Origin of the sequence: Salinicola halimionae (assembly GCF_003206065.1) — a bacterium.
Taxonomy (GTDB): domain Bacteria; phylum Pseudomonadota; class Gammaproteobacteria; order Pseudomonadales; family Halomonadaceae; genus Salinicola; species Salinicola halimionae.
Window position 1 is genome coordinate 203003 of sequence record NZ_PZJQ01000003.1, and the last position, 12221, is coordinate 215223.

At 62.1% G+C, this 12221-nt stretch carries 11 protein-coding genes and 1 other RNA gene; 4 read left to right on the forward strand and 8 right to left on the reverse strand.

Features of this window, described 5'->3' with window-relative positions; all coding sequences use genetic code 11:
- Window positions 1-21: 21 nt before the first annotated feature.
- The 8 genes from mraY to rsmI all read right to left on the reverse strand — a co-directional run bounded on the left by mraY (window position 22) and on the right by rsmI (window position 8459).
- On the reverse strand, window positions 22-1104 hold the full coding sequence (gene mraY / locus DOM27_RS05700) for a phospho-N-acetylmuramoyl-pentapeptide-transferase (RefSeq protein ID WP_110655101.1): 1083 nt from the start codon (window positions 1102-1104) through the stop codon (window positions 22-24).
- A gap of 9 nt (window positions 1105-1113) precedes the next feature.
- Entirely contained in the window at window positions 1114-2469 is a 1356-nt protein-coding gene (locus tag DOM27_RS05705) for a UDP-N-acetylmuramoyl-tripeptide--D-alanyl-D-alanine ligase (RefSeq protein WP_110655102.1), read from the reverse strand.
- A complete protein-coding gene (locus DOM27_RS05710) occupies window positions 2462-3997 on the reverse strand; it encodes a UDP-N-acetylmuramoyl-L-alanyl-D-glutamate--2,6-diaminopimelate ligase (RefSeq protein WP_110655103.1) in 1536 nt (511 codons plus the stop codon). The genes DOM27_RS05705 and DOM27_RS05710 overlap by 8 nt, the downstream gene beginning before the upstream one ends.
- Window positions 3994-5724 carry a peptidoglycan D,D-transpeptidase FtsI family protein gene (locus DOM27_RS05715; protein WP_110655104.1) on the reverse strand — a complete coding sequence of 577 codons (1731 nt, stop codon included), beginning with the start codon at window positions 5722-5724 and terminating at the stop codon, window positions 3994-3996. Before DOM27_RS05715 ends, DOM27_RS05710 begins: the two co-directional genes overlap by 4 nt.
- On the reverse strand, window positions 5721-6050 hold the full coding sequence (gene ftsL, locus DOM27_RS05720) for a cell division protein FtsL (RefSeq protein ID WP_110655105.1): 330 nt from the start codon (window positions 6048-6050) through the stop codon (window positions 5721-5723). Before ftsL ends, DOM27_RS05715 begins: the two co-directional genes overlap by 4 nt.
- Window positions 6051-6058: 8 nt before the next feature.
- Window positions 6059-7039, reverse strand: coding sequence for a 16S rRNA (cytosine(1402)-N(4))-methyltransferase RsmH (gene rsmH / locus DOM27_RS05725; protein ID WP_110655167.1), 981 nt, complete (start codon window positions 7037-7039; stop codon window positions 6059-6061).
- Between the two features lie 31 nt (window positions 7040-7070).
- Window positions 7071-7422: RNase P RNA component class A (gene rnpB, locus DOM27_RS05730), an RNA gene on the reverse strand.
- 182 nt (window positions 7423-7604) lie between these two features.
- The gene (gene rsmI, locus DOM27_RS05735; protein ID WP_110655106.1) at window positions 7605-8459 is read right to left on the reverse strand and encodes a 16S rRNA (cytidine(1402)-2'-O)-methyltransferase; all 855 of its coding nucleotides are present in this window, start codon (window positions 8457-8459) and stop codon (window positions 7605-7607) included.
- 243 nt (window positions 8460-8702) lie between these two features.
- Between rsmI and DOM27_RS05740 the strand changes: the two genes are divergently transcribed.
- Genes DOM27_RS05740 through DOM27_RS05755 form a run of 4 tightly spaced genes read left to right on the forward strand, consistent with a single transcriptional unit; the run spans window position 8703 to window position 12147 of the window.
- Entirely contained in the window at window positions 8703-10601 is a 1899-nt protein-coding gene (locus DOM27_RS05740) for a penicillin-binding protein activator (RefSeq protein WP_110655107.1), read from the forward strand.
- The gene (locus tag DOM27_RS05745) at window positions 10591-10971 is read left to right on the forward strand and encodes a YraN family protein (RefSeq protein ID WP_110655108.1); all 381 of its coding nucleotides are present in this window, start codon (window positions 10591-10593) and stop codon (window positions 10969-10971) included. Before DOM27_RS05740 ends, DOM27_RS05745 begins: the two co-directional genes overlap by 11 nt.
- Before the next feature lie 22 nt (window positions 10972-10993).
- Window positions 10994-11587: a phosphoheptose isomerase gene (locus DOM27_RS05750; protein WP_110655109.1), complete on the forward strand. Its 594-nt coding sequence runs from the start codon at window positions 10994-10996 to the stop codon at window positions 11585-11587.
- A gap of 5 nt (window positions 11588-11592) precedes the next feature.
- The gene (locus DOM27_RS05755; protein WP_110655110.1) at window positions 11593-12147 is read left to right on the forward strand and encodes a BON domain-containing protein; all 555 of its coding nucleotides are present in this window, start codon (window positions 11593-11595) and stop codon (window positions 12145-12147) included.
- The last annotated feature ends 74 nt before the right edge of the window (window positions 12148-12221 follow it).

Here is a 12221-nt window from a genome sequence, read left to right on the forward strand (position 1 = left end):
CCCGACTGATCGCTCATGACATCAACGCAGTTTCAAAGTCGCCAGTCCCAGCAGGACCAGCATCACGGTGACGATCCAGAAGCGCACGATCACGCGCGGCTCCGGCCATCCCTTGAGTTCGAAATGGTGATGCAACGGCGCCATCCGGAAGATTCGTCGACCTGTGAGCTTGTAGGAGCCGACCTGAAGGATGACCGATACCGTTTCCATCACGAACACACCGCCCATGATGAACAGCACGATCTCCTGGCGCACGATGACGGCGACGATGCCCAACGCCGCGCCCAGCGCCAGCGCGCCGACGTCGCCCATGAAGACCTGGGCGGGATAGGTGTTGAACCACAGGAAGCCGAGACCGGCGCCGGCGATGGTGCCGCAGAATACCGCCAGCTCACCCGCTCCCGGCACTTCGGGAATGTGCAGGTAGTTGGCGAAGACGGCGTTGCCGCTGGCGTAGGCGAACACTGCCAGCCCCATGGAGACCAGCACGGTGGGCATGATCGCCAGGCCGTCGAGACCATCGGTCAGGTTGACCGCATTCGAACTGCCGACGATGACCAGATAGCTCAACGCGATGTAGAACACGCCAAGCGGAATCACCACGTCCTTGAACAGCGGCACTATCAGACTGGTTTCGACGGGACTCGCAGCCGTGAAATAGAGAACCAGCGAGGCGCCGATACCGATGACCGACTGCCAGAAGTATTTCCACCGAGCCGGCAGACCGCGAGGATTTTTTTCCACCACCTTGCGGAAGTCGTCGACCCAGCCGATGGCGCCGAAACCCAACGTCACTGCCAGCACCAGCCAGACATAGTGGTTGGTCAAATCTCCCCACAGCAGCGTGCTCACGGCGATCGAAACCAGAATCAACGCGCCGCCCATGGTCGGCGTGCCAGCCTTGGACAAATGCGACTGCGGGCCATCGTCGCGTACTGCCTGGCCGATCTGGCGCTCGACCAGACGACGAATCATCTGTGGCCCCATCCAGAGGCTCAGGAACAGCGCCGTCAGCGTACCCAGGATCACACGCAGGGTCAGGTAACCGAAAACATTGAAAGCACTTTGAAAGTGGGTCAGCAGTTCAGCCAGAAAAAGCAGCATGAGTCAGATTCACCTTGAGGCGTCATCACGCAGCGCGGCAACGAGTCGTTCCATACCGGCACTGCGAGATCCCTTGACCAGCACGCTGGCCCGGGAAGGAAGCTGATCCTGGGCGAAACGCTCGAGCGTTGCCCAGTCATCGAAATGATGGCCTTCGTCACCGAAGGCCTCGGTTGCGGCACGCGCGGGTTCGCCGTACGTACCCAGAAAATCGATACCGAAATCGCGCGCCGCGTGGCCGATTTCGGCATGCAAACGCTCGGCGTCAGCACCCATCTCGCCCATCGCGCCGATAAAACACCAGCGCGGCGCCGGCAGCGACGCCAGTACTTCGAGCGCCGCTCGCATCGCGCCGGGATTGGCGTTGTAACTATCGTCGATCACGCGGCTGCCGCGGATGCCGTCGATCGCCTGCATCCGCCCGGCCATGCTGCGACAGGCCTCGAGCCCCGCGGCGATTTCTGCGCCACTGAAGCCCAGCGCGTGAGCCGCAGCCGCGGCCGCCAGTGCGTTACGCACGTTATGCCGCCCCATCAGTGACAGCGTGACTCGGACCGACGTGCCGTTCGGTAAACGAAGCGTGAAAGCATAACGCCCGGCCGGGTCACACACCAGATCACCGGCGGTGACACTGGCATCGGCGTCGATGCCGAAATCGATCACCCGGGTGCCCCCCGCCAACGCCCGCCAGACCGGGAAGTAGCGCTCGTCGCGATCAAGAACGGCGCAGCCATCGGCCGGCAGCCCGGCAAGAATCTCGCCCTTGGCCTGGGCGATCTGTCCAAGCCCACCGAACTCACCGACATGGGCGCCGGTAACATTGGTAATGACAGCGACCTGCGGTTTGGCGAGCGCCGTCGTCCAGGCGATTTCTCCCAGATGATTGGCCCCCAGCTCGATCGCCGCATAGCGTTGGTCCGCGCCGAGCTCGAGCAGCGTCAGCGGCGCGCCGATGTCATTGTTCAGATTACCCCGCGTGGCTAACGTCGGTGCGCGGACCGGCAGGATCGATGCCAGCATCTCCTTGACCGTCGTCTTGCCGCTATTACCGGTCACGGCGATCAGCTGGCCGGTCCAGGCAAGCCGATGCGCGCGTGCCAGCAGACCCAACGCGAGGCGTGTATCCGGCACCTCGATCTGTGCCAGCGGGTCGTCGACTGGATGAGAAACGACCGCCCCCACCGCGCCTTTGTCGCGCGCCTGAGCCAGAAAATCATGCGCGTCGAAGCGCTCTCCCTCGAGCGCGACCAGCAGGTCACCAGGCGAAAGCGCCCGGGTATCAGTGACGATCCGCGAAAATTCGGCGTCAGGCCCTCGCAGAGAAGCACCCAGACGCGCGGCGACAGCGCCAAGCTTGTCACTCATAAAGCGCCCCCCGCGCCCGACAGGCTCGTGTCGCGACATCGACGTCGCTGAAGTCCTGCCGCACGCCGGCGATTTCCTGGTAGTCCTCATGGCCCTTGCCGGCAATCAGCACGATATCGTCGGACTTGGCGGTCTCGATGACGCGCTCGATTGCCTGCCCTCGACCCGCAACGGACCAGCTATTGACTCGAGCCGAGCCCGAAAGTCCCTCCATGATCTGATCACGAATCGACTGCGGATTTTCACCACGCGGATTGTCATCGGTGATGACGAGCCGATCCGCCAGCTTCTGGGCCGCAGCCGCCATCAAGGGGCGTTTTCCACTGTCGCGATCACCACCGCAGCCGAACACGCACCACAGCTCGCCACCGTCCACGCCGGGCAAATGCATCCGCAAAGCGGACAAAGCGTTCTCGAGCGCATCCGGCGTGTGGGCGTAATCCACGACTACCACCGGTACGTTCGCGCCGTCTTCACGCGGCAGACGCTGCATGCGGCCTGGAACGGGTTGCAGCTCGCCGGCAGCCTGCCACAAGGATTCCAGCGGATAACCCAATCCGTAAAGCGCTGTCATCGCCAGCAGCGCATTATCGAGATTGAAGCGACCCATCAACGGTAGTTCGAGCACGCCTTCGTTCTCGGGCGTGGCGACTATCGCGCGCAGGCCATTGGGTAGTGCTTCGCAATCGACGACTCGAAGAGTCGTTGCATCGCCATCGCCTGTCGCCAGCACGCGGATGCCCGGTGCCAGACCGGCCAGCATCAGTCGAGACAAAGGATCGTCGCCATTGACGACGGCAAGCTGAAGCGACTCCCGTTTGAACAGCCGAGCCTTCGCCGCGGCGTAAGCCGCCATGCTGCCGTGGTAGTCGAGATGATCGCGAGTCAAGTTGGTGAAAACCGCCGCGTCCACCCGCGTGTCGCCCAGCCGCTCCTGAGTCAGCGCGTGGGAGGAAACCTCCATCGCCACGACATCGACGCCCTCGCTCGCCATCTCGCCGAGCATCTGCTGCAACGAAAGCGGCCCCGGCGTGGTCTGCAACGCGGAACGAATGGCACCCGGCCTGCCGTACCCCAGCGTGCCAATCACCCCGGCCGGCGTACCCAGCGCCTCCAGCAACGTGGCGATATAGTGGGTCACGGAACTCTTGCCATTGGTGCCGGTAACGCCGATCAGTTTCAGCGTCTCCGGCACTGCGAACAGCCGACGACCCAACGCTGCAAGACGATGCGTCAGCCCTGGCAGCGCCAGAACGCGATCGTCCGCCAGCCACGCCGAATCTAGTCCATCCGCCTCGCACAGCACGCCGACGGCACCGGCCTGCAGCGCGGTATCGATGAAGCGACGCCCGTCGACGCTGACGCCGGGCACTGCCAGAAACAGGTCGCCTTGGTGCAGCTGACGGCTATCCGGTTCCAGCACCAATTCGGGCGAAGCCGGCATCCATGATGTCAGTCGAGACGGTGAGGCGGCCTCGGGCCAGAGCTCGGCCAGCGTCGTCGCCAGCCGCGTCGCATCGATCCTCATGGAGATGCCTCCTGTTTCGCCACATCGGCGGGGGCGTCGGGCGGCACATCGAGCAGGCGCAAGGCACTGCCGACGACTCGACTGAACACGGGCGCAGCGACCAGGCCGCCGTAATAGTCACCCTTTTTGGGATTGTCGATCATCACCACGGTGACGACGCGCGGATTGGAAGCTGGCGCGATACCCGCGAACAAGCCCCGATACGCCTTCTTTTGATATCCCGAACTGGTGACCTTGCGCACGGTGCCGGTCTTGCCTGCGATCTGATAGCCGGGGACCATTGCCAGATGACCACCGGCGTTGGGCTGCACGATCTTTTCCATCATGCCAAGCAACTCATGAGCAATCGTCGGCGAGATGACCTGCTGGCTTTCGGGGCTGCCGTTGAGTTTGAGCAGGGACGGCGACAGGCGCTTGCCATCGTTGGCAATAGCTGTATAGGCACTCGCTAGCTGCAGCGGCGTGACCGCAATCCCGTAACCGTAGGCCATGGCAGCCTGAACACTGCGTGGCAGATTGGTCAGCGACGGCAGACTGCCACTGTTTTCTCCGGGGAACCCGGTGCCGGGAGACTGGCCCAACCCCAGCTCGCGATAGCGATTCCAGATGGTGTCCTGGGGCAACGACAGCGCGATATGCGACATGCCGACATTGGAGGAGTGGAACAGGATACCTGCGGGGTCGAGTTTGCCGTAGTTGCGGAAATCACTGATGGTATAGCCGTCCACCATCATCCAGCCCGGAGTAGTATCGACAATGGTATCCGGGGTGTACTTGCCGGAAGCCAGCGCCGCCGACATCGCCAGTGGCTTCATCACCGAGCCGGGCTCGATGGCATCGGTGACCGCCTGATTGCGTAACCCGCGCACATCGACATCACTACGATTATTGGGGTTGTAGGAAGGCAAGTTGGCCATTGCCAGCACCTCACCGGTGCGCGCATCCAGCATCACCAGTGAGCCGCCATCGGCATCGTTTTTGCGAATTCCTGCCGCCAGCTCTCGATAGGCCATGTATTGCAGACGCAGATCGATGGACAGCGTGAGATCGCCGCCGGGCTTGGCCTCTTCGATCAAGTGAAGGTCGCGAACCAGATGACCCTTACGATCCTTGAGCACGCGGCGCTTGCCAGGCTGACCGGTCAGATATCGGTTGTAGGCGAGTTCAAGCCCTTCCTGGCCCTTGTCGTCGACGTTGGTCACGCCCACGAGCTGGGCCGCCACTTCTCCCGCCGGGTAATAGCGCTTGTACTCGTCACGTGAATAGACCCCGGGCATCTGCAGGTCGAGCACCGGCTTGGCCGCGGCCGGCGTCAACTGTCGCCGCAGGTACATGAACTCATGATTCGAGTAGCGCTCGATACGATCTTCGAGCTGCCGGGGATCGACCTTCAGCGCCTTAGCCAACAGCGTCTGCTGAATGGGATCCCGAGGGAGTTCCTGGGGATTGGCCCACAACGTCACCACCGGTGTCGAGATCGCCAGCGGATCGCCGTTACGATCGCTGATCATGCCGCGATGGGCACCGATGGTTTCGACGCGCAGGGTGCGAGCATCACCCTGATTCTGAAGAAAGCTGCGATCGATCACCTGAAGATAGACGACACGCCCAACCAGCGCGGACAGCGCCACCAGGATAACGAGGAGCATGAACCAGTAACGCCCCGCACCCAATGGCGCATTCGAACGGCGCACTCTGCCCGGAGACTTGCGACGCGTCGCACTCATGGATGAATCACCTTCACTTCATCGACGCTCGGCACGCGCATATCCAGACGTTTGCTCGCCAACGACTCGATCCGCGCCGGCGATGACCAGGTACTCTCTTCGAGCAGCAGACGCCCCCACTCCGTCTGTAGCGAGTCGCGCTGATTTTCCAACTTCTGCAATCTCGCATACTGTACGCGGGTCAAATGTGACGTGCTGATGATGGCTACCGCCGTGATCAAGACCGCAACGATCACCACGCCGAGCAGCAGAGTACGACCGCTCGGGCGCCGAGCGAATGGCCAATCACCGGTTTCCAGTAGACGGTGTCGTCCTTGAACGGCCATGGAGCTCCTTATTTCAACTTCTCGGCGATGCGCATCACCGCACTGCGCGAGCGCGGGTTGGCATGGACTTCACTTTCACTGGCACGCATTGCCTTGCCGACCGGCTTGAGGCGCTTGTTGAGCTGATCTTCGCGGATCGGCATGCCGCGCGGCAGGTGTGTATCGCCACGCGACTGATCGCGGATGAAACGTTTGACCAAACGGTCCTCGAGCGAATGAAAGCTGATGACGACCAGCCGCCCACCCGTCTGCAGCGACTCCAGTGCGACATCCAGCGCACGCTCCAGCTGACCCAGCTCATCGTTCAAATGAATGCGGATCGCCTGAAAAACACGTGTCGCGGGATGCTTTCCCTTCTCCCAGGCGGGGTGTGCGGCCTTGACGATCTCGGCGAGCTGGTGAGTTCGCTCGATCGGCGCTTCACGCCTTGCGGCCACGATGGCCCGCGCGATGCGCTTGGCAAAACGCTCTTCGCCGTAGGTCTTGAAGACGCGCGCCATCTCATGATCATCGGTTCGCGCAATCCATTCGGCGGCGCCGATCCCCGAGGTGGGATCCATGCGCATGTCGAGTGGACCGTCGCGAAGAAAGCTGAAGCCGCGCTCGGGATCATCCAGTTGGGGGGAGGAAACGCCGACATCGAGGAGGACACCGCTCAAACTGCCATGGACACCACACGTCTCGGCATGACGGTCCAATTCGGCGAAAACGCCCTGACACACCGTCAAGCGAGCGTCGTCGATCTCGGCGGCCACCGCCAATGCAGCGGGGTCACGATCGATCGCGATCAGCCGACCACGATCATCGAGACGCGAAAGAATCGCGCGGGAATGGCCGCCGCGGCCAAAGGTGCCGTCGAGATAAGCACCCGATGGATATTGCACCAAGGCATCCACGGCACCTTCGAGCAAAACGCTGGTATGACGAAAATCGGGGCGATCTGCCGTACCGCCTTCGGGTGCCTGTGAAGCGTTGTCGCGGTGCAGCATGCGGATCTCGGTGTCGAACGGCAAAAATCGGAGAGGGAGTCGGCCGATAAGCCGGGTTCTGTCTAAGACAGTCATTCATCTAGGAAACGCGTCGCCACGTTTCTCGAGCAACCTACCCGGATCCAGCGCGGGCCACGCCAAAGGATCCCTATTTGGTCTTGCTCCAGGTGGGGTTTACCTTGCCACGCACTGTTACCAGGCGCGCGGTGCGCTCTTACCGCACCCTTTCACCCTTACCGGCAGCGAAATCGCTGCTTAGGCGGTCTACTCTCTGCTGCACTAGCCGTCGGCTTGCGCCGCCCAGGCGTTACCTGGCACCTCGCCCTATGGAGCCCGGACTTTCCTCCCCCGGCAATGCCGGCGGCGACTGTCTGGCCAACTCCCAAGCGCGCAAGAATAGCAGCCCCCCGGGGCCCTCTCAAGGCGGCAGTGTCGCGATCGCCAAAAGCCGCCATCATTGGCACAGAAACGTCGCCTAAAGCCGACACTCGCGAAGACGAAACGAGCAGCCAGTGGCTCGACTGTCAGATGAAGGAAGCCAGATAACGAATCATCCGACGGAAACCTAGGATTCGGATTTCAGCGTTAACGCCAACTGATACCAATGCTTGCGCCGCCCACCGAGTAGACGCACTGCCACGGCCGCCGCATTCTTGACCCCGACGTCCTCGGCCAGCATCGCTCGAATCAGCGCTTCGCCCTCCGCGTCATCGGCAGACACCTCCTTGGGTGGCGCGCCGGCCAGCATCACTACGAACTCCCCCCGGGCCTGATCCGGATCATCCTCCAAAACACTCAGCAGCTCGCTTGCGGAGCCCTCCAGCAGCGTCTCGAAAGTCTTGGTCAACTCACGGGCGAGCACCACTTGGCGCTCGCCGACCACCGCAGCGAGATCGGCGAGCAGATCGCGAATACGATGCGGCGACTCGTAGAAAACCCGTGTCTCGTCGCGAGCCGCTCCGGCCTCCAGCTGCTTCTTACGCGCGCCCGACTTGGCGGGAAGAAACCCCTCGAAAGTGAAGCGATCCGTCGGCAAACCGGCCACGCTCAGCGCGGCGATCAGCGCACAGGGCCCTGGCACCGGGACGACCCGACATCCCGCCTGGCGCAGTTCCCGAACCAGCAAGAAGCCCGGATCGGAGATCAAGGGCGTGCCGGCATCGCTCACCAATGCCAGCGTGTCTCCGTCCGCCAGGCGTCGGCGAAACTGCTCCACGCGAGCGGCTTCATTATGCTCATGGAGTGAAATCAGCGGACGCTCTATCCCCAGGTGCCGCAGCAGACGCTGGGTATGCCGAGTATCCTCGGCCGCAATGGCATCGACCTCCGAAAGAAGCCGGCCCGCCCTGGCGCTGATATCCTCGAGATTCCCAATCGGCGTGGCGACCACGTACAATACGCCTTCCTTTGTCTCGCTCATTCGGTACCATCCGGATTGACGTGCATTCAGACATCGACGACTGCCAGCGGCGAGCTCGATGCTCAGTTCAACAAGGAAGCCTCCGTGAGGCAACGATGGTCAGCCAGCATCGACCGCCGACGTCGCCCACGGAACGGGAACAGGTCAGCGCCTCGAGTTTTCGAGCTGCCGCTATCGATCTCCGGGTCAGCGACAACCGGCATCGACAGCGCAAGACCTTCAACACGTAAAGGGAAAGACACTATGCGTTACGCGCTGCGGCAACTTCTCCTCCCACTGATGGCAACTCTGATGCTGGCAGGCTGTGCCGGTCAGAGCATGATGTCAGGTATCAGCGGGCCAAGTGCTCAGGAGCTGCTCGAACAAGCCAATAGCCAGAGCGGACAGCAGGCCGCCGCCTCCCGTCTCGAGGCGGCCGATATCCTAGCACGCCAGGGCGACACGGCGCAGGCGCTCCAGATCGCCAGCCAGATCAACGAAGGGTTGCTCGACGGCGAACAGCGAATTCGCTGGGCTCTCGTGCTTTCCGATAGCGCGCTGAACGAAGAAGACGGTGTAAGCGTGATTCGCGCCACCGATATTCTCGATAGCACCAGCAACCTCTCCAACGGGGACCGGCAGACACTGCGCTACCGACGCGGAATTGCGCTGAACATGGTCGAAGAGCCGGAAGCGTCTGCCCGCCTATTGATCGGCCTCCAGCGCGAAGACGCCCCCTATGAACTGAACGACGAGATATGGAAGCCGCTGTCACGCCTCGATCCGGCCGCGCTCGACGCCTTGGCCGCGACGAACAGCGACTCGATCACCCAAGGCTGGGTGGCTCTCGCCCGACTCTATCGCACCAGCAGCGGCGACATCTCCAACCTGTTCGATCGCCTGGATCAATGGCGCAGTCGCTATCCGGATCACCCGGCCAATCGCCGACTACCCCAGGATCTGGCAACGCTGCGTGAAGTCGAAGGCAACGAGATCGACCGGATCGCGGTATTCCTACCCGGCAGCGGCCCGCTGGCCAATGTGGGTTCGGCCATTCGCCAAGGCCTCGAGGCGCGCGCTCGCGATGCCGAGGCGCAGGGAGAACGCACTCCGCAACTGACCTTCGTCGATTCCAGCGAGCGGGATATCGACGCACTCTATGCCCAGGCAACCATGAATGGCGCTCAGGCGGTCATCGGGCCTCTCGACAAGAACAAGGTCAGTGAGCTGGAAACTCGCAGCAGCGTACCGCTGCCCACCCTGGCCCTGAACTACGGCGAACATGCCCACAATCAGGCCGTCAGCCTGTTCCAGTACGGCCTCTCCGCTGAAGACGAGGCTCGCCAGATCGCCCACCGCGCGTTTCTCGACGGTCATTCACGCGCCGGCATCATGGTTCCGGACAACGAGTGGGGCTCCCGCGTACTGGCTGCCTTCCGCAAAGATTGGACGCGTGAAGGCGGCGATGTTGCCTCGGTGGTCAGCTACGATCCTTCGGGCTCGGTCGCCACGGCGGTGCGTAATCTGCTGAACAGCGATCCCTCGAGCATGGACATGCTGTTCCTGCTGGCACTGCCCAGCTATGCACGCCAGGTGCCGCCCACACTGGACTTCTACTATGCTGGCAGTTTGCCGGTATACGCGACATCGCATCTTTACGACGGCATGCCTCAGCCACGCGCGGACCATGACCTGAACGGCGTGCAGTTCGTAGACATCCCGTGGATGATTCCGGATGCCGCTGCAGGTGGCGCCGACGCCCTTCCGTTCGCTTCCACCTATCAGCAACTGTCGACACAAGATGACCCGGGGCTGCTCAAGCTCAACGCCATGGGCGTGGACGCCTATGAGCTGGCCCGTCGTCTGCCGCTGATCCAGGCACTACCGAATACTCAGATATTCGGTGCCACCGGCATGCTTCAGGCCGGTGACGACGGCCGCATCCAACGCACGCTACCGTGGGCCGTGTTCCAGTCCGGCACACCTCAGCCATTGCTGACACCCATCCCGGCCGCGTCGAGCCGCGCGTCATCGATCCCTGGTCGAGATGGTGAACGCAGCACGCCAGTCTCGCAATCGCAAGGCTCACCCGACAGCAACCTCAACGGGTTCGCGCTCGACACCAAAGAGGGCCGCACCAATCAATCGCCCGATGCCAACTGATCGATCCGGGCCGGCCAATCGTCGTCAACTTGGGCAGCAGGTCGAACAGGCCGCCGCCCGCTGGCTCGAGACGCAGGGCCTGACACTGATTGCCAGCAATCAGCACGCCAAGGGCGGCGAGATCGATCTGGTCATGCAGGATGGCGATAATCTGGTCTTCGTCGAGGTCCGCCATCGTCGACGAACCGACTACGGCAACCCGCTCGAAACGATCACGCCGGCCAAGCAGCGAAGGATCATCAAGGCGGCGCGTTTTTATCTGCATGCACACGGGCTATCATGCCCCTGTCGCTTCGACGTCGTTGGCGTGACCGGAAGCTTACCTGCGCTCGAATTCGACTGGATTCGCGCCGCCTTCGACGCATATTGACCCAGGCCCTAATAGGCAGCTCATGGATTTTCAAGCACGCATTCTCGACCTGTTCAACTCAAGCATCGACACCAAGACCTACGCCAGCGAGGTGTTACCGCCATTCATCGAAGTTGCCAGCCAGATGATGGTTCAGTGTCTGGTGAGCGAAGGCAAGATTCTTGCCTGCGGCAATGGTGGGAGCGCCGGCGATAGCCAGCACTTTTCGTCCGAGCTGCTCAATCGTTTCGAACGCGAACGCCCCAGCCTGCCAGCACTGGCGTTGACGACCGACACATCGACGCTGACATCGATCGCCAACGATTACAGCTACAACGATGTGTTTTCGAAGCAAATTCGCGCCCTGGGCCAACCCGGCGACATCCTGCTGGCCATATCGACCAGCGGCAATTCCGCCAACGTGGTTCAGGCCATTCAGGCCGCCCACGATCGGGAGATGAACGTCGTCGCCCTGACCGGCCGTGACGGCGGCGACATGGCCTCCTTGCTCGGCCAGGAAGATTGCGAAATTCGCGTTCCCGCGACCTCCACCGCGCGTATCCAGGAAGTCCACCTTCTAGTGATCCACTGCTTGTGCGATCTGATCGACCAACAGCTTTTTGGCAGCAACGAGTGAGCCCTATGAACAGAACCCTGATCGTTTCCTCCTGCTTGATTGGCCTGCTGACACTGGGCGGCTGCGCCACCGGTAGCCAGGAAGAGAACTATGCCGAGCGCACCCCCGGCGCCAAAGTCGAAGACAGTAATATCCAGAGCAAGATATTCGATGCTCTCAATACCGCTGACGCTCGCTACGGCGACGCGCATGTCAATGTCGACAGCTACAACAGCAATGTGCTGCTGACGGGCCAGGTGCCCAGCGACGACCTGAAGCAGCGAGCCACCGAAATTTCTCGCGACGTACGCAGCGTGCGTCAGGTGCACAACGAGCTGACGGTATCGGCCAACACGCCGGTCAGCCAGCGCATGACCGACACCTGGATCACCGGCCGCATCAAGGCCAACATCGTCGCCAACGAAGACCTGGACGCCAACCTGATTCGGGTGATTACCGAAAACGGAACGGTCTATCTGATGGGCCTGGTCTCCCAGCAACAAGCCAACGAAGCGACCGGCGCCGCCTCCGGCGTCGGCGGCGTACAGCGTATCGTCAAGGTGTTCGAATACCTCAATTGATCGCCTGAGTCCAAGGCCAGATTCTAAAGCCCGGGTCGAAAAGAAAAAGCCGCTGCCGAATCGAATTCGGCGGC